Source organism: Aminobacter sp. AP02 (assembly GCF_003148805.1).
Lineage (GTDB): Bacteria > Pseudomonadota > Alphaproteobacteria > Rhizobiales > Rhizobiaceae > Aminobacter.
Genome location: NZ_QGGX01000006.1, coordinates 283780 through 299613, shown reverse-complemented (window position 1 = coordinate 299613; position 15834 = coordinate 283780). Strand labels below are relative to the sequence as shown.

The window sequence follows — 15834 nt, the reverse complement described above, 5'->3', positions numbered from 1 at the left end:
GACCGAAGAAATCGTCAAGGCCATGGACCACTGAGCCAGGCCAGACACAGCCTGATTCCAAAAAAGCCCGGCCACAGCGCCGGGCTTTTTCTTTGAGTGAACAAGTGAAACTCAGCGCTGGGCTTCGGTTGCCATCTTCACCGCAAGTCCCGCGAGCACCGTGCCCATCAGCCAGCGCTGGATCTTGAGCCAGACGGGGTTCTGGGCGAGGAACTGCGAGATCGAGCCTGCAGACAGCGCGATCATTGCGTTGACCGAGACGCTGATGCAGATCTGGATCGTGCCCAGGATGAGCAGCTGGGTCAGTACGCTGCCGGCCGCCGGGTCGATGAACTGGGGCAGCAGCGACAAATACAGCACCGCGACCTTGGGATTGAGCAGGTTGGTGAAGAACCCCATGGCAAACAGTTTGCGCGTGCGATCCTTCGGCAGTTCGCGGATATGGAACGGCGAGCGCCCGCCGGGGCGAATGGCCTGCCAGGCGAGCCACAGAAGATAGGCAGCGCCGGCAAAGCGGATCGCGTCATAGGCGTATGGCACCGCCAGAACCAGCGCTGTGATGCCGAAGGCAGCTAGCAGCATGTAGATGACGAAACCGAGCGCCACGCCCGCAAGCGAAATCAACCCGGCCCGGGGACCCTGGCTGATGGAGCGGGACACCAGATAGACCATGTTCGGACCGGGCGTCAGCACCATGCCGAGGGCGATCGCGGCAAAAGCGATCAGGTTCGCAGTTTCCGGCATTCAATTCCCCTCGCGGTAAGATGCCGGAAGCTGCCTGCTGCTGCACGAGTTGGACAGGGGCAGGCGAGTAGTTTCAGTTGCGACAGCCGGCCTCGATGCTGTTGCCATTTGGATCGAGCACATAGGCTGCGTAGTCGTTCATTTCCTCAGGCCCCCGAGGGACCGGCATCCCAATGTCGGAGAGGCCTTGCCGAGGTCAGGCGCTGCGCAGTCCAAAAGCAGGCTGGTCGGTGCCGATCCAAAGGAACGGCACCGACTCGCCAGCGTTTCGGCCGAGCAGAAACGTGTCGGCGTATTGTCGATGGTCGCGAACCCAAGAGCATTGGCGACCGCGTCATGGAAGCGGCGTGAGGCGACAAGGTCGCCAATACGAAATCCAAATGATCGAATATGGGCTCCCGAACCGAGCCTATTGCTGCGAGCTTACCAATTGCATTGCGCCTACCGCCAACGCGGCGTTAAGGCCTGTCTGACCCTGCACGCTGATCGGCTGAAGCGCGACCGAACGATACCAGCCGAACAGCACATTCGCTCCCACGCCCAAGAGCGCGGTCGCTTCTGCACTTGCACCGGCATAATTTCCGGCGAGCAGGGCAGGCGAGTGCACGTCGGCGCTCGACGCCATCACCAGCCATTGCAGCACCGCGCCGTTGGTGAAGCCGACGTCGACGCCATATTTGTTGATGCGCCCCGAATAGAGCTGCTGCGGGTCGCTGCGGTTGGCGGGAGTGAACGTGCACCGCATGTCCTTGCTCGAGCCTATGACAAAGCCCACGCCACCATCGATGACGCAGGTGAGAAGTCCCACCTTGACGCCGAAATCCGCATGGGCCGGCGCTGAAAGCGGTACAAGGGCAAGCGCTGCTGCGAGGATGAGCTTGTTCATGGCGGTTTCCTTTCAGGGGCATGAAGAAATATCAACCGAATAGCCGCTGAAAGGTTCCCGCTGAGATTGCCGTCTACGAAGCCGGTGCCCCTCTCGACGGTGCAGCCCCGCATCCGAGCTTGGCGCCGAACTGTGCGTGCGCTGGAACTGCGAGCGACACGAGAGCGGCGAGGAGGGATCATCTTTTCATTGGGAGAATCCCTTCAGGCATGAAGCGATATCAACCGCGCAGTAGTTGAAATGTTCCAGTCCAGTTGGCTGGAGCTGAGGTTCAAGTGTTCGGGGTTCGCTACAGCTTCATTTGGTCAAGACTTCATTCCCGATGGCGCGCTTGACTGCGCACTAATTATGATCATAAATTGTGATCACATTGCGTGATGGCACGCAATGCTTGACAGCCTGTGTTGCAAAGCAAGACCTGGGGAAATGATGTTTGCTCGAATTTCGAAGACCTTGATGTGCTTTTCCTTGGCCGCGTTCACATTCCTAGTAGTGTTCAACAACATCACCGACTACCGATCCAACTACAATTTCGTTCAGCATGTACTGAGTATGGATACGACATTTCCCGGCAACGCGTTGATGTACCGTGCCATCACCTCGGAAACGCTTTGGCATATGGGCTACTGGCTGATCATCGCTGGTGAAGCTGCGGCCTGTGTGTTGTTTGCGCAGAGTGCGCTGGCGTTGTTCCGGGCGCGGCACGGCACGGCCGCCACTTTCAACAAGGCAAAGAATCTGGTGCATGCGGCTGCCGGGGTCGGCTTCATGGTCTGGTTTTTCGGTTTCATGGTGGTTGGCGGCCAATGGTTTGTCATGTGGCAGTCAGACAGCTGGAACGGCCAGGATGCCGCGTTCAGGTTCTATACGGCGATCCTCGCCGTGCTGATCTATGTCGTGCTGCCGGACAGTGAAGTCGAGTGAGGGCGCGAGTGCGTAACTAGCCACAACCGCCTTCGATGTTCGGTCGGCGGCGACCGGGCCTGGAGGCTAGGCCCGGTCGAACTCTTGGCCGAAGGCTGCGAAGATTTGACAAGCCAGTCCAGCTTATTTGAACTTGCGCAATTGCGTTCGGATACTCACCGCAAAGCGGTCGATACGATCTTGTTGCGGCCTCTCGGCCTCATAAAAGGGCAACATCGCAAAACGTGCCTTGGGCGCGCAGGCCTTGAACACGCCCCATTTCAGGATGCGGCGCACGGGACGGCCCATGACCAGCCGGTCGACCCACCGGGGGCTGCCAAGGGTGGTTATGGCAACGACATGGCGCAGCTTGTAGAGCAGCGGCCGGATCGGGCCGAAATCGCTGGCGTGGTCGAAAGCGATGCCGGGCGAAAACACCCTGTCGATCCAGCCTTTCAGCATCGCGGGCAGCCCAAACCACCATGTCGGGAAGATCAGCACCAGCACTTCGGCTTCGCGCAGGGCGGCAGCGTGGCTCATCAACGCCCCAGCCTCGAAGCGCTCGCCATAATAAGAGCCGCGTTCGGCAACGCTGAGGCGCGGGTCGAAGCCCTTCGCATAGAGATCAAGCAGCGTCACCTTGTGGCCGGCGCTGGTGAGTTCCTGGATCGCAGTATCGGCGAAGTGCCGGTTGAGGCTTTCGGGCAGCGGGTGCGACAGGACAACGAGGCAATTCACGGCAGGCCTGACGCTCATGCTTGAGCCCGGAAATCGGGTTCGATTTCCGGATAGGACCATGCACAAGTTAAGATATTGCCAGCGTCTTCATGCGCCCCGACAGGACGTGGGGACGCTACAAAGGATCACACGCCGCGCGTGCGTGCCAACCCGTCGACGGCCGGCTTGTAGTTCGGGTCGAGCCGAACCGCTTCGGCATAGGCCTTTGCCGCCTTGGCCTTGTCGCCGCGGCGCTCATAGATCAGCGCCTGGTTTGCCCAGCTCTCCGAGATCTTGCCGTCAAGCTTGATCGCCATGTTGAAGTCTGTGAAGGCATTCTCGTCGTCATTGGTGGCGAGATAGGAGAGGCCCCGACCATTGTAGGGCTCGGCCGAGTCGGGCGCGAGCGAGATTGCCTTCGAGAAGTCCTCGATTGCAAAGGCATGCTGGCCCTGCTGCTGATAGATCAGGCCGCGATTGTGGTACGCGCGCGGGTCGGTTGTATCGAGCTCGATCGCCTTTTGGAAATCGTTGAAGGCATCCTGCGTGCGCCCTGCCTTGCGGTAGAGATTGCCGCGGCCGATATAGGCGGCGTCGTAGGACGCGTTTAGCTGGATCGCCTTGTTGTAGTCGGCGAGTGCCGCCGGCTGGTTGCCCATGAAGCGGTAGATCAGCGCGCGGTTCGAATAGGCCTGGTAGAAATTCGGGTTGAGCTCGAGCGCCCGATCGAAATCCTGAAGTGCCTCGCGGTACTTGCCGCTGCGGCCATAGGCCGAACCGCGCACATTGTAGGCCTCGGGATCATTGGGATTGGAGGAGATCACCGCACTCAGCGAGGAGATGTTCTCGCTTGAGCCCTGGGCGGTGTCGATGCGGGTCAGTTCACCGGCCGGGCCGCCCGATTGGCAGCCCGCCACGGCCATGGCGACAAGCACAAGGGCTGTCATGGCGCCGCCGCGCAGCAGCGAGTTGCGGTTGCTCATGACTGCATTCATCGCTGGGTGTTCCTCGCTTTTGTCCCGGGCAGTGGGTGCTGCGTCCGGCGGTCAGCCGGACAAAACAAAAAGGTGGCGGCGATGATTAGTCGCCCCACCTTGTCGTTATCCTTCGAAAAGGACCAAAGATTGGCAGATCAACGTGCCGGACGTGCACCAGCACCTGCGCCAGCAGCAGCTGCGGGACGCGGCGTGCTGGGCAGTAGGCCTTCGCGCTGAGCGCGCTTGCGGGCCAGCTTGCGAGCGCGGCGGACGGCTTCAGCCTTTTCGCGAGCACGCTTTTCCGAAGGCTTCTCGTAGTGACCGCGCATCTTCATTTCACGGAAGATGCCTTCGCGCTGCATTTTCTTCTTCAGCGCGCGAAGCGCCTGGTCAACATTGTTATCGCGGACGAGTACCTGCACGTGTGATCCTGTCTTTCGGGTTCGAAATCCTAAGGCTAGCGGCCATAGCCGCGATGCCTCCGCGATGGTTTCCACCGCGAATTGTGGGCGGCTGATAGCAGAATCAGGTCTGCTTGTCCACCACAAAGGCCGCATTTCCTGAGGTTGACCTAAAATGTGCCCGTCAGGGGAGCCCACTTTAGCCTCATTTGTTGGAGACCAAGCGATCCCACGCCCGTTCCCAATCTGCAAGGTAATTCTCATGCGTTCGATTCTCGTTGCCTTCGCGCTGGCCGCGGCCGCGCCGCAGGCACACGCCGCCGATCTCATCCATTTCTGGGATGCGCCCCAGCATGGCGGCAACAGTTTCAACCGCTTGCCGCCAACCCAAGCCTATTTCGACGCCTTGCGCGGCTATGGCGCGAGCTGGGTGCGGCTCTCCTACGACAAGTGGAAGCCGGAGAAGCGCGACTTCCTGATCGGAACGGTCGACAAATACGAGGGTCTGGTCGCTGCGGACGTCGCGACGCTCAAGGCGGTTCTCGACCGGGCCGACAAGGCCGGGCTCAAGGTAGTGATCGCGCCATTGTCGCTGCCAGGCATGCGCTGGGCGCAAAACAACGACAAGAAGTTCGATGGCCGCCTGTGGCAGGACAAGGCCTATTGGGAGCAGGCCGCAGCCTTCTGGCGCGATCTTGCCGCCGAACTGAAGGATCATCCCGCGGTCGCGGCCTACAACATCGTCAACGAGCCGGCGCCGGAAAAAGAGGGCGGGCTCGCCGAGCACGCGTCAATCGCCGAAATGCGATCCTGGTACACCAACAATGCCGGCAGCGCCCGCGACTTGCCTGAGTTCTACCAGACCGTGATCAAGGCGATCCGCGAGGTCGATCCAGCAACGCCGGTCATGGCCGATGCCGGCTGGTATGCTGCCGCAGACGCGTTTTCCTACTGGCCGGCCAAGCTCACCGATGAGCGCGTGCTCTACTCATTCCATATGTACGAGCCGTATGCTGCCACCAGCGCGCCCAACATGAAGCGCGAGAAGCCATACAGGTATCCGGGAAAAGTGCCTTATGGCGAGGGCGAGGAAAAATGGGACGCCGAGCGGGTCAGGGCCTATCTCGACCAGCCGGTCGAGTGGGCCGACAGCCGCGGCATCGCCCGCAACCGTGTCGTAGCAGGCGAGTTCGGATGCATGCGTCGCCTGCCGTTTTGCAAGCAGTATCTCGAGGACGTCCTGACAAACCTCGACGAGGACAAACTGCACTGGGCCTTCTACAGCTTCCGCGAGGACGCCTGGGACGGCATGGACTACGAGCTCGGTGCCGGCAAGGTGAACTGGAAGTACTGGGAAGCGATGGATAACAACGAGCCCGATCCGGTCAAGCGCAAGTCGACGACCGAGTTCGAGCCGATCTCCAGGCGGCTGGCGGCCGGCAAGTAGGCTGTCTCTCAACGCAATCCCGGTCGGAAAACGAGTCTACCGGGATTGCCCTAGGCCAAAAACTTCAGGCCGTTGACGATCTTGTCGACTAACTTGCGTTCGCCGTGCAGGCCGAGCCCGACGATGTCAAGTTCGGCCGCGGGGGTAGCTGCAACGGATGCCCGGTTGTCGGCATCGTTGCTCGTGACGAACAGCGGCCGCGTGTAGATCGAGAACGCCATGCCGCGCGAGCGCGCCCGCTCATAGGTGCGCCTGATCGTGCTGCTGTCGGCGCCATAGACGAAGACCGGCTCGCGGATCATGGCGAGGTAGAAATTGTTGTTACCGTCGCGATAGGGTTCGCCGGCCATTTCCGGATAGCCGTGCATCAGCCCGCCGGTCAGGAAGGCTGCGACATTCACCTTCTGCCAGGCGGCGAGTTCGTCGAGGAGGATGAGGGCGGTCTTTGTCGGGTACATCATGCGCCGATCTAGCCGTCCCGGGCGCCAAAGGTCTTGAACGTTTGTGCAAGGCCCATGACATTTGCGCCGAAGGCAGCGCGGAACAGCTTTGATGAATCCCGTTTTGAAGACCAAGGACTTCATTGCCACCGACGAACCGGTCCACGGGCTGCAGCGCCTCGTCGCGCGTTTCGGCGGCCATGCCTACGACCCGCATCGCCACGAGACCTATGCCGTCGGCCACACGCTGTCTGGCGCGCAGGCCTTCCGCTATCGCGGCAGCGACCGGGTCAGCGTCAAGGACGAATGCATGGTCATCCACCCCGACGAGGTCCATGACGGCCATGCCGGGGCGCCCGAGGGCTTTTCCTACCGCATGCTCTACATCGAGCCCTGGCTGATCTGCCGGGCACTCGGGCGCGAAAGCCTGCTGCCCTTCGTGCCTGGCGTGGTCGAGCGCGATGCCCAACTCGCCGCGCTGATCGGCGATGCCTTCTCCGATTTTCCCAACGCTATGGAGCCGCTGCACGCCGATGCCTTCATAGCCGATGTCGCCGCCCATCTTGCCCGGCGCGGCGACGACGCCGGGCCGGTGCATGCTGCATCGATGCCGATGGAGCAGGTGGCGAAGGCACGCTCGTTTCTTGCCGAGGAGTTCGACCGGACGGTAACCTCCGACGACCTCGAGCGCGTCACCGGCCTCGATCGCTTCGAACTTTCCCGCGCTTTCCGCCGGCTCCTTGGCACCTCGCCGCACCGCTATCTCGTCGGGCGCAGGCTGGCGAACGCGCGCTCGCGCATGGCAGCGGGCGAGGGGCTTGCCGAAGCTGCGGCGGCGTCGGGCTTCGCCGACCAGAGCCATATGACGCGTCATTTCCGTGCCCGCTTCGGCATCACGCCGGGCCGCTTCGCAGCCCTGGCGGGCGCCAACAGGGGCTGACTACTGGACCGTACAGTACCGCAGCGTGCACCATGAAAGCCGCGCCGCGCGGGTCTATGTCAGCCTGTCCCTTGAAATGCGCCCGGAGTTATGCCGTGACTGATACCGCCATGCCTGCCCGTTCGTCTTCCGCCGATGGCACGGTGCTGGCGATCCTTCTCGCGGTCAGCTTCAGCCATTTCCTCAACGACGTCATGCAGTCGCTGATCTCGTCGCTCTATCCGATGCTGAAGAACGACTATCATCTCGATTTCTGGCAGATCGGCCTCCTGACCACGACCTTCCAGGTTACGGCGTCGCTGCTGCAGCCAGTCATCGGCATGTACACAGACAAGAAGCCGCTGCCGTTTTCGCTGCCCGTCGGCATGTGCCTGACATTGATCGGCCTCCTGACGCTGGCCTTCGCCCACAGCTATTCGATGCTGCTTGTCGGCTCTGCCTTCGTCGGCCTCGGCTCGGCAATCTTCCATCCTGAATCCTCGCGCGTGGCTCGCCTTGCCTCGGGCGGCCGCTTCGGCCTGGCGCAGTCGCTGTTCCAGGTCGGTGGCAATTTCGGCTCGGCGCTCGGGCCGCTGCTCGCCGCTTTCATCGTCATTCCATTGGGGCAGGGCGGTATCGCCTGGTTCTCGATCGGCGCGATGGTCGGCATCGTCGTGCTGATCCGCGTCAGCTTCTGGTACAGCCGCCACATCGTCAGCAGCGCCAAGCGCGCGGCGCCGACGCTGTTCAACCCGCTGCCGCGCAAGAAGGTCATGAGCGCGCTCGTGGTGCTCGCCATCCTCGTTTGCTCCAAGCAGGCCTACACTGCCAGCCTGTCGAGCTATTACACCTTCTACGTCATCGAGCGCTTCGGCGTATCGGTGCAGGAATCGCAGTACCTGTTGTTCCTTTTCCTCGGCTCAGCCGCACTCGGTACCTTCCTCGGCGGCCCGATCGGCGACCGCTTCGGCGCCAAGACGGTGATCTGGTTCTCGATCCTCGGCGTGTTGCCGTTCACGCTGATGCTGCCCTATGCCGACCTGTTCTGGACCAAGGTACTGACCGTGCTCATCGGCCTGATTCTGGCATCCGCCTTCTCGGCGATCGTCGTCTTCGCGCAGGAGCTGGTGCCGGGACGTGTGGGCCTCATCGCCGGCATCTTCTTCGGCTTCGCCTTCGGCATCGGCGGCATTGCCGCCGCCGTGCTGGGTGTGGTGGCCGACGCGCGGGGCATCGAATACGTCTTCAAGCTCTGCTCGTTCCTGCCGATGCTGGGCCTGCTGACGATCTTCCTGCCCAACATGAAGGCCGCGCGCCTCGGCGCGGCCTGAGGCACTCGATCAGAGCCGATTGATCGAAACTCCACCATCGGCGAGCAAGGCCGCGCCGGTGGTGAAGCTTGACGCTTCGGAGGCAAGATAGAGGGCCGAGCGCGCGATTTCTTCGGGCTGGGCAATACGTTTCAGGGCGTGCAGCCCTTCGACGAATTTGCGCTCGTCGGCCGTCTTGAACGTTGCCATTGGCGTGTCGGTGCCGCCGGGCAGCAGCGCGTTCACGCGGATGCCCTGCGAGCCATATTCCGCAGCCAGCACCTGGGTCAGGCCGATCAAGCCTGCCTTAGACGCGGCATAGGCGGCCATGCCCGGCATGCCGACCGTATGACCAACGAAGGTGGAGGTGAATATCAGCGAACCGCCTCCGCGCTCAAGCATAGCCGGCAGCTGGTATTTGGCGCCGAGATAGGCGCTGGTGAGGTTTGTTTCCACCGCGTCGTTCCAGCTTGCGAGCGAAAGCTCGGTGATGGGACCCATTTCGCCGACCAGGCCGACATTGTTGAAGGCTATGTCGAGCCCACCGAATTCACCAACTGCCAGCTCGACAAGTTCTCGCGCGAAGGCCTCGTCCTTGACGTCTCCGTTGAGCGTTACCGCTTCGCTGCCAGTCATGGCTATTTCTGCCGCAACCGCATCGAGTTCGGCTGCCCGTCGCCCCGCAAGCACCACCTTGGCACCCTGGTCGGCAAACAGCCTTGCCGTTGCGCGGCCAATTCCCGAGCTAGCCCCGGTGATGATCGCCACTTTTCCGTTCAATCCAAACATCGTTCTTGCTCCATGCACGTTCAGCCAATGGGCATCCGCTGGCCTGGTCGCATCACTCGCAATTCGCCGGATCGCCCGCCACCCGATACACGCCGCACGAGCCGGCGGCGCAAAACGGCAGGCGCCGTCGCAAACAGTGCAAGGCTGGTGGTTGGATTTCGCTAGTGCTACACCTCGCGCTCTTAAGCTTGCGGCATCTGCGAGGCCCTGAAACAATGCGGAAATATTCGGTTTTTGCCATAGCCCGAGAGGCGATGCGCGGCCACAAGGGCTGGGAGGAACAGTGGTCCTCGCCCGAGCCGAGGAGCGAATACGACGTCATCATCGTCGGCGCCGGCGGCCACGGCCTTGCAACCGCCTATTATCTCGCCAAGGAGCATGGCATCACCAATGTGGCGGTGCTGGAAAAGGGCTGGCTCGGCGGCGGCAACACCGGCCGCAACACCACCATCATCCGCTCCAACTATCTCTATGACGAATCGGCTGGCATCTACGACCACGCCTTGAAGCTGTGGGACGGCCTTAGCCAGGACCTCAACTACAACGTCATGTATTCGGCGCGCGGCGTCATGATGCTGGCCCACAACGTCCATGACGTACAGGTGCTGAAGCGTCATGTGCACGCTAACCGGCTGAACGGCATCGACAATGAATGGCTGACGCCGGAGCAGGCCAAGGACTTCTGCCCGCCGCTGAACATCTCGGCCTCGGCGCGCTATCCCGTAGTCGGTGCAGCATTGCAGCGCCGCGGCGGCACGGCGCGCCACGACGCGGTCGCCTGGGGTTATGCCCGTGGCGCCTCCGATCGCGGCGTGCACATCATCCAGAACTGCGAAGTGACAGGCGTGCGCCGCACGCCCGACGGCCGCGTTTCGGGCGTCGAAACCTCGAAGGGCTTCATCGGCGCCAAGAAGGTCGGCGTCGTTGCCGCCGGCCACACCTCGGTGATCATGAACATGGCCGGCGTGCGCATGCCGCTCGAAAGCTACCCGCTGCAAGCGCTGGTGTCTGAACCGGTCAAGCCGGTGTTCCCCTGCGTCGTCATGTCAAACACCGTGCACGCCTATATCTCGCAGTCCGACAAGGGCGAACTGGTCATCGGCGCCGGCACCGACCAGTACATCTCTTATTCGCAAACCGGCGGCCTTCACATCATCAACCACACGCTCGACGCCATCTGCGAGATGTTCCCGATGTTCACGCGCATGAAGATGCTGCGTTCGTGGGGCGGCATCGTCGACGTCACGCCCGACCGTTCGCCGATCCTGGCCAAGACGCCTGTGCCCGGCCTCTACGTCAATTGCGGCTGGGGCACTGGCGGGTTCAAGGCGACGCCTGGGTCGGGCAACGTGTTTGCCCACACCATCGCCCGCGACGAACCGCACCCGATCAACGCGCCCTTCACCATCGAGCGCTTCCGCACCGGCCGTCTGATCGACGAGGCCGCGGCGGCCGCCGTAGCGCACTGAGGGGGCCACAGGGATGTCCGAAAAGGCAGTCAATCTCGCTGAAAAGCTGTCGCTCTTTTCCGAGCGCTGGTCGCCCAAGATCGTTTCCGGTTTCAACGGCAACGACATCATGGTCGTCAAGGTAAAGGGCGAGTTCAACTGGCATTCGCATCCCGACACCGACGACTTCTTTCTCGTGCTCAAGGGCCGGCTGCGAATCCAGATGAGGGAAGGCGATGTCGTCCTCGGGCCTGGCGAACTCTATGTCGTGCCCAAAGGCGTCGAACATTGCCCGCTTGCCGAGGAAGAAACGCATCTGCTTTTGATCGAGCCGGCCGGTGTGCCCAATACCGGCGATCCAGCTACTGCCGCGGTCAAGTCCAGGATCTGAGGAAAGACAGTCTCGATGCGCACGCTGCGTTGCCTTCGTTGTCAGTTCCGCGCCGCTGGTGAAGCGGCGGCCGGGGATATGGCGCGCTGATGGCGATGCTGGCCGTGACCATGGCTGCTGTGGTTACCCCCCTCGTGCTCGCGGGCGAGAGGGGATTGTTCCACATGCCGGACATGAGCGAGGTGCGGCTCCAGAAGATAAGCCGCGCCGGCAATGAGGGCGAATGGCCGTTTTCGGTTGCCTCGGGCACCTTGGCCTGCGTGTGGAGCGGCGGTGCCAGGGTCGTGTCGTTTGTCGAGGATCCGGCAGGCGACGGCGACAACCCGGAGCCGCAAAAGCCGCGGCACGTCATCGTTACGGTCAATCCGTTCGAACTCACCTTTTTCAACATCGCCAACCGAGATCTGTTCTTGCCCGTCGATACGGTGGAAGCGCTGATCAAGCGGGTGGCGCCGTTCGCGGCGCTTGGCGAAAGGCTTTGCGACCAACCGCAAGGCACTCAAATCGGCCCCGGCGAACTCTAGGGATCATCCAGATGCTTCTCATTCACTGCCCCTACTGCGAGGAAGAGCGCCCAGAGCTCGAATTCCGCAACGCCGGCGAGGCCCATATCGCCCGATCGACTGACATCGCTGCCGAAAGCGATGAGGATTTCGAAAAATTCTTCTTCATCCGCTCGAATCCAAAGGGCGTCATCTTCGAGCGCTGGCGCCATATCCATGGCTGCGCGCGCTTCTTCAACGCCGCCCGTGACACCATCACCGACAGGTTTCTGTTGACCTACAAGGCCGGCGAGCCGAAACCCGACATTTCGAAATTGTCGAGCGAACATGGTCCCGCTGCCTGGGCGAACCGTCCACCAGACCAACTGAACGTGAAGCCCAAGGCCAAGCGCTCGACCAAGGGAGAGGCATGATGGCCGGTTCCTATCGCATTTCCGGCCAGGGCCGCCTGACGCCTGCCAAGACCGCCCGCTTCACCTTTGACGGCAAGCCGATGACCGGCCTTGCCGGCGATACGGTGGCCTCTGCGCTGCTCGCCAATGGCGTGCATCTCGTCGGCCGCTCGTTCAAGTATCACCGCCCGCGCGGTATCCTGTCGGCTGGTGCCGAGGAGCCCAACGCGCTGGTGACCATCGAACGCGACGCCGCGCGCAAGACGCCGAACGTGCGGGCAACGGTGCAGGAGCTTTATGACGGGCTGACCGTCAGTTCGCAGAACCGCTGGCCGTCGCTTTCCTTCGATGTCGGAGCGGTCAACGATCTCGCATCGCCGTTCTTTTCGGCCGGTTTCTACTACAAGACCTTCATGTGGCCGAAGGCTGCCTGGAAGAAATTTTACGAGCCCAATATCCGCGCTGCGGCGGGCCTGGGCGTCGCGCCCGATCAGGCCGACCCCGACCACTATTCCGCGCGCTACTCCCATTGCGAAGTGCTGGTGCTCGGCGGCGGTGCCGCTGGTCTCGCAGCTGCCCTTGCGGCTGCCGAGACAGGCGTGCGTGTCATCATCTGCGACGAGCAGGCTGATTTCGGTGGCGCGCTGCGCTATGAAAAGGGTGCTGTCATCGACGGCCAGGACGGCTGGGGCTGGGCCCAGGCGACGGTTGCCAAGCTTGCCGCGATGGACAATGTCCAGGTGCTCAGCCGCACGACCGCGTTCGGCTACTACGCGCAGAATTTCGTAGGTTTGGTCGAACGAGTCACCGACCATCTCGCGCGCCCTGGCCGCGACGAGCCGCGCGAGCGGCTGTGGCAGGTTCGCGCCAAGCGCGTCATCCTGGCCACCGGCGCAATCGAGCGCCACATGGTGTTCGCCAACAACGATCGCCCGGGCGTCATGCTGGCATCCGCCGCACGCACCTTCCTCAATCACTACGGCGTCGTCGTCGGCAAGCAAGTCGGCGTCTACACCGCCAACGATAGTGCTTATGGCGCGGCGATCGACCTCAAGAAGGCCGGCGTTGGCGTGGCCGCCATCGTCGACCTGCGCGACAACCCGACCGGCCCGCTGGTCGACGAGGCTCGCGCGCTCGGCATCGAGGTCAATCATGGCCGCGCGGTTACCAGCGCCAATGGCAGCCAGCGCATCAAGTCGATGACGGTGCAGGCCAAGGGCGGCGGCGCGGAACGCACCATCGCCGTCGATGCGCTGTTGATGTCGGCGGGCTGGACGCCGTCGGTGCACATGTTTTCGCAGTCGCGCGGCAAGGTCGCGTTCGACGATGCGACAAAGCGTTTCCTGCCAGGCACTTACGCGCAGGATTGCGTCTCGGTCGGCGCCTGCAACGGTTCGGACTCGCTTGAGGACACCCTCGAGCAGGCGCTTGCCGCAGGTGCTGAGGCAGCGAAGAATGCCGGTGCCAAGTCGTCCAAGGGCGTTTCCCTCAAGGTCGAGGCTTCCGAAGGCTGGAGCGGCGGCATGCTGGGTGCCGGCCCGGGCGCTGGCGCCGACACCAAGGTCAAGGCCTTCGTTGATTACCAGAACGACGTCACCGCCAAGGACATCCGCCAGGCGGTGCATGAAGGCATGCGCTCGATCGAGCACGTCAAGCGCTTCACCACCAACGGCATGGCCACCGACCAGGGCAAGACTTCCAACATGCATGGCCTCGCCATCGCTGCCGAGGCGCTGGACAAGGACATTCCGCAGGTAGGCCTCACCACGTTCCGCGCGCCCTACACGCCGGTGACATTCGGTGCGATCGTCAACCACGCTCGCCACGGCCTCTTCGACCCGACGCGCAAGACCGCGACCCACAATTGGGCCGAAGGACATGGCGCGGTCTTCGAGGACGTTGGCCAGTGGAAGCGCGCCTGGTATTTCCCGCGCGCCGGCGAAGACATGCATGCCGCCGTCAATCGCGAATGCGTCACCGTGCGCAAGGCTGCCGGCCTGTTCGACGCGTCGACGCTTGGCAAGATCGAGGTGGTCGGCCCGGACGCGGCCAAGTTCATGGAACTGCTCTACACCAACCCTTGGGAGAAGCTGGAAGTCGGCCGCTGCCGCTATGGCATCATGCTGCGCGAGGACGGCTTCATCTATGACGACGGTGTCGTTGGCCGCCTTGCGCCCGATCGGTTCCATGTCACGACGACGACCGGCGGTGCCGCCCGCGTCATGAACCACATGGAAGACTATCTCCAGACCGAATTTCCCAATCTGGATGTGTGGCTCACCTCGGTTTCCGAGCAGTGGGCGGTCATCGCCGTACAGGGACCGAATTCGCGCAAGATCATCGAGCCGCTGGTCGAGGGCATCGACATGTCCGACGAGGCGATGCCGCACATGTCGGTGCGCGAGGGCAAGATCTCAGGCGTGCCGACTCGCCTGTTCCGCATGTCGTTCACCGGTGATCGCGGCTTCGAGGTCAACGTGCCGGCCGACTTTGGCCGCGCCGTCTGGGAAGCCCTTTGGGCCGAAGGCCAGAAGCATGGCGCTTGTGCTTATGGCACCGAGGCGATGCACGTGCTGCGCGCCGAAAAGGGTTACATCATCGTCGGCCAGGATACCGACGGCACGGTCACGCCGAACGATGCCGGTCTCGACTGGGCCGTGGGCAAGAAAAAGACCGACTTCGTCGGCATTCGCGGCATGATGCGTCCCGACCTTGTCGCCAAGGGCCGCAGACAACTCGTCGGCCTCAAGACCAGGGATCCGCGAACTGTGCTGGAAGAAGGCGCTCAGATCGTGGAGAACCCCAAGCAGGCGATCCCGATGAAAATGATCGGCCATGTCACGTCGAGCTATTGGTCGGAGAATTGCGATCGCTCGATCGCCATGGCGCTCGTCGCAGGTGGTCGCGACCGCATCGGTGAAACGCTTTACGTGCCGATGCCCGACGGCGTCATCGAAGTGGAAGTCACCGGCACCATGTTCTTCGACGAAAAGGGAGGCCGCCTCAATGGCTAAGGTCGCAGTCGCCACCAGAAGCCCCGCGCTCGCTGGCAAAAGTGTCGGCGGGCAGGGCGTGTCGCTCAAAGTGCTGGAGCCGGCAAGCCGCATGTCGCTGCGCGCCCGGCCAGCCGCTAAGGCTGCGCTGTCCAAGGCGCTCGGCGTCAGCCTTCCGGAGAAGCCCAAGACCACCACCACAAAGGGCGGTCGCAGCGCTCTCTGGCTCGGGCCTGACGAATGGCTGGTCATCGACGAGGCCGGTGGCGATCCACTCGCTGATTGTGCTTCGGTCAAGGGCTTGCACTCGGCGGTGGATGTGTCCCATCGCAATGTCGCTATTGCGGTCACCGGTCCCAACGCAGCCGCAACCATCAACGCCGGTTGCCCGCAGGACCTGTCGCTTGATGCGTTTCCGGTGGGCGCAGCCTCACGCACCGTGCTTGGCAAGGTCGAGATGGTGCTGCTCAGGACCGGCGAAGATGCCTTCCGCATCGAGTGCTGGCGTTCGTTCTCCGACTACGTCTACGGTTTCCTGTCGGAGGCGGCGCGCGACGGCTGATTTCGGAACCTC

General features: G+C 62.6%; 17 protein-coding genes. 10 read left to right on the top strand and 7 right to left on the bottom strand.

Features of this window, described 5'->3' with window-relative positions:
• Window positions 1-111: 111 nt before the first annotated feature.
• Window positions 112-744: a LysE family translocator gene (locus C8K44_RS10360; RefSeq protein ID WP_109575684.1), complete on the bottom strand. Its 633-nt coding sequence runs from the start codon at window positions 742-744 to the stop codon at window positions 112-114.
• 409 nt (window positions 745-1153) lie between these two features.
• Window positions 1154-1630, bottom strand: a complete 477-nt coding sequence (locus C8K44_RS10355) for a DUF992 domain-containing protein (protein ID WP_109575683.1) — start codon at window positions 1628-1630, stop codon at window positions 1154-1156.
• 429 nt (window positions 1631-2059) lie between these two features.
• Here C8K44_RS10355 and C8K44_RS10350 point away from each other — a divergent pair, with 429 nt between their 5' ends.
• Window positions 2060-2554 carry a DUF2165 domain-containing protein gene (locus C8K44_RS10350; protein ID WP_109575682.1) on the top strand — a complete coding sequence of 165 codons (495 nt, stop codon included), beginning with the start codon at window positions 2060-2062 and terminating at the stop codon, window positions 2552-2554.
• Between the two features lie 123 nt (window positions 2555-2677).
• On the opposite strand, the gene C8K44_RS10345 is transcribed toward C8K44_RS10350, so the two are convergent.
• The 3 genes from C8K44_RS10345 to rpsU all read right to left on the bottom strand — a co-directional run bounded on the left by C8K44_RS10345 (window position 2678) and on the right by rpsU (window position 4649).
• Window positions 2678-3289 carry an NAD(P)H-dependent oxidoreductase gene (locus tag C8K44_RS10345; RefSeq protein ID WP_245417440.1) on the bottom strand — a complete coding sequence of 204 codons (612 nt, stop codon included), beginning with the start codon at window positions 3287-3289 and terminating at the stop codon, window positions 2678-2680.
• A 107-nt stretch (window positions 3290-3396) separates the two neighbouring features.
• Window positions 3397-4245 (bottom strand): tetratricopeptide repeat protein, encoded by an 849-nt coding sequence (locus C8K44_RS10340; protein ID WP_109575681.1) that lies wholly within the window; start codon window positions 4243-4245, stop codon window positions 3397-3399.
• Window positions 4246-4382: 137 nt separating this feature from the next.
• Window positions 4383-4649 carry a 30S ribosomal protein S21 gene (gene rpsU / locus C8K44_RS10335; protein WP_067958156.1) on the bottom strand — a complete coding sequence of 89 codons (267 nt, stop codon included), beginning with the start codon at window positions 4647-4649 and terminating at the stop codon, window positions 4383-4385.
• Window positions 4650-4890: 241 nt separating this feature from the next.
• On the opposite strand from rpsU, the gene C8K44_RS10330 reads away from it, so the two are divergent.
• A complete protein-coding gene (locus C8K44_RS10330) occupies window positions 4891-6075 on the top strand; it encodes a cellulase family glycosylhydrolase (protein WP_109575680.1) in 1185 nt (394 codons plus the stop codon).
• A gap of 50 nt (window positions 6076-6125) precedes the next feature.
• On the opposite strand, the gene C8K44_RS10325 is transcribed toward C8K44_RS10330, so the two are convergent.
• Window positions 6126-6536, bottom strand: coding sequence for a DUF2000 domain-containing protein (locus C8K44_RS10325; protein WP_245417439.1), 411 nt, complete (start codon window positions 6534-6536; stop codon window positions 6126-6128).
• 91 nt (window positions 6537-6627) lie between these two features.
• Between C8K44_RS10325 and C8K44_RS10320 the strand changes: the two genes are divergently transcribed.
• Both C8K44_RS10320 and C8K44_RS10315 read left to right on the top strand, forming a co-directional pair.
• Window positions 6628-7455 (top strand): AraC family transcriptional regulator, encoded by an 828-nt coding sequence (locus C8K44_RS10320; RefSeq protein WP_109575679.1) that lies wholly within the window; start codon window positions 6628-6630, stop codon window positions 7453-7455.
• A gap of 110 nt (window positions 7456-7565) precedes the next feature.
• A complete protein-coding gene (locus tag C8K44_RS10315) occupies window positions 7566-8765 on the top strand; it encodes an MFS transporter (protein WP_245417444.1) in 1200 nt (399 codons plus the stop codon).
• A gap of 9 nt (window positions 8766-8774) precedes the next feature.
• Here C8K44_RS10315 and C8K44_RS10310 read toward each other — a convergent pair whose 3' ends face one another.
• A complete protein-coding gene (locus C8K44_RS10310) occupies window positions 8775-9533 on the bottom strand; it encodes an SDR family oxidoreductase (protein WP_109575678.1) in 759 nt (252 codons plus the stop codon).
• 215 nt (window positions 9534-9748) lie between these two features.
• Between C8K44_RS10310 and C8K44_RS10305 the strand changes: the two genes are divergently transcribed.
• The 6 genes from C8K44_RS10305 to C8K44_RS10280 all read left to right on the top strand — a co-directional run bounded on the left by C8K44_RS10305 (window position 9749) and on the right by C8K44_RS10280 (window position 15822).
• Window positions 9749-11002, top strand: a complete 1254-nt coding sequence (locus C8K44_RS10305; protein WP_109575677.1) for a sarcosine oxidase subunit beta — start codon at window positions 9749-9751, stop codon at window positions 11000-11002.
• Between the two features lie 13 nt (window positions 11003-11015).
• A complete protein-coding gene (locus C8K44_RS10300; protein ID WP_109575676.1) occupies window positions 11016-11372 on the top strand; it encodes a cupin domain-containing protein in 357 nt (118 codons plus the stop codon).
• 89 nt (window positions 11373-11461) lie between these two features.
• Window positions 11462-11896, top strand: a complete 435-nt coding sequence (locus C8K44_RS10295; protein WP_109575675.1) for a hypothetical protein — start codon at window positions 11462-11464, stop codon at window positions 11894-11896.
• Between the two features lie 11 nt (window positions 11897-11907).
• The gene (locus C8K44_RS10290; protein WP_109575674.1) at window positions 11908-12288 is read left to right on the top strand and encodes a sarcosine oxidase subunit delta; all 381 of its coding nucleotides are present in this window, start codon (window positions 11908-11910) and stop codon (window positions 12286-12288) included.
• Window positions 12288-15281 (top strand): sarcosine oxidase subunit alpha, encoded by a 2994-nt coding sequence (locus tag C8K44_RS10285; protein WP_199227064.1) that lies wholly within the window; start codon window positions 12288-12290, stop codon window positions 15279-15281. Before C8K44_RS10290 ends, C8K44_RS10285 begins: the two co-directional genes overlap by 1 nt.
• On the top strand, window positions 15274-15822 hold the full coding sequence (locus C8K44_RS10280) for a sarcosine oxidase subunit gamma (protein WP_109575672.1): 549 nt from the start codon (window positions 15274-15276) through the stop codon (window positions 15820-15822). Before C8K44_RS10285 ends, C8K44_RS10280 begins: the two co-directional genes overlap by 8 nt.
• Window positions 15823-15834 lie beyond the last annotated feature (12 nt).

Bases quoted from the DNA above. Each gene is read 5' to 3' on its own strand.
- C8K44_RS10315 (WP_245417444.1), top strand. From the start codon at position 7,566: ATGCCTGCCCGTTCGTCTTCCGCCGATGGCACGGTGCTGGCGATCCTT.
- C8K44_RS10285 (WP_199227064.1), top strand. From the start codon at position 12,288: ATGGCCGGTTCCTATCGCATTTCCGGCCAGGGCCGCCTGACGCCTGCC.
- C8K44_RS10340 (WP_109575681.1), bottom strand. From the start codon at position 4,245: ATGAATGCAGTCATGAGCAACCGCAACTCGCTGCTGCGCGGCGGCGCC.
- C8K44_RS10325 (WP_245417439.1), bottom strand. From the start codon at position 6,536: ATGATGTACCCGACAAAGACCGCCCTCATCCTCCTCGACGAACTCGCC.
- C8K44_RS10290 (WP_109575674.1), top strand. From the start codon at position 11,908: ATGCTTCTCATTCACTGCCCCTACTGCGAGGAAGAGCGCCCAGAGCTC.
- C8K44_RS10355 (WP_109575683.1), bottom strand. From the start codon at position 1,630: ATGAACAAGCTCATCCTCGCAGCAGCGCTTGCCCTTGTACCGCTTTCA.
- C8K44_RS10350 (WP_109575682.1), top strand. From the start codon at position 2,060: ATGTTTGCTCGAATTTCGAAGACCTTGATGTGCTTTTCCTTGGCCGCG.
- C8K44_RS10305 (WP_109575677.1), top strand. From the start codon at position 9,749: ATGCGGAAATATTCGGTTTTTGCCATAGCCCGAGAGGCGATGCGCGGC.
- C8K44_RS10280 (WP_109575672.1), top strand. From the start codon at position 15,274: ATGGCTAAGGTCGCAGTCGCCACCAGAAGCCCCGCGCTCGCTGGCAAA.
- C8K44_RS10360 (WP_109575684.1), bottom strand. From the start codon at position 744: ATGCCGGAAACTGCGAACCTGATCGCTTTTGCCGCGATCGCCCTCGGC.
- C8K44_RS10310 (WP_109575678.1), bottom strand. From the start codon at position 9,533: ATGTTTGGATTGAACGGAAAAGTGGCGATCATCACCGGGGCTAGCTCG.
- C8K44_RS10300 (WP_109575676.1), top strand. From the start codon at position 11,016: ATGTCCGAAAAGGCAGTCAATCTCGCTGAAAAGCTGTCGCTCTTTTCC.
- C8K44_RS10320 (WP_109575679.1), top strand. From the start codon at position 6,628: ATGAATCCCGTTTTGAAGACCAAGGACTTCATTGCCACCGACGAACCG.
- C8K44_RS10330 (WP_109575680.1), top strand. From the start codon at position 4,891: ATGCGTTCGATTCTCGTTGCCTTCGCGCTGGCCGCGGCCGCGCCGCAG.
- C8K44_RS10295 (WP_109575675.1), top strand. From the start codon at position 11,462: ATGGCGATGCTGGCCGTGACCATGGCTGCTGTGGTTACCCCCCTCGTG.
- C8K44_RS10345 (WP_245417440.1), bottom strand. From the start codon at position 3,289: ATGAGCGTCAGGCCTGCCGTGAATTGCCTCGTTGTCCTGTCGCACCCG.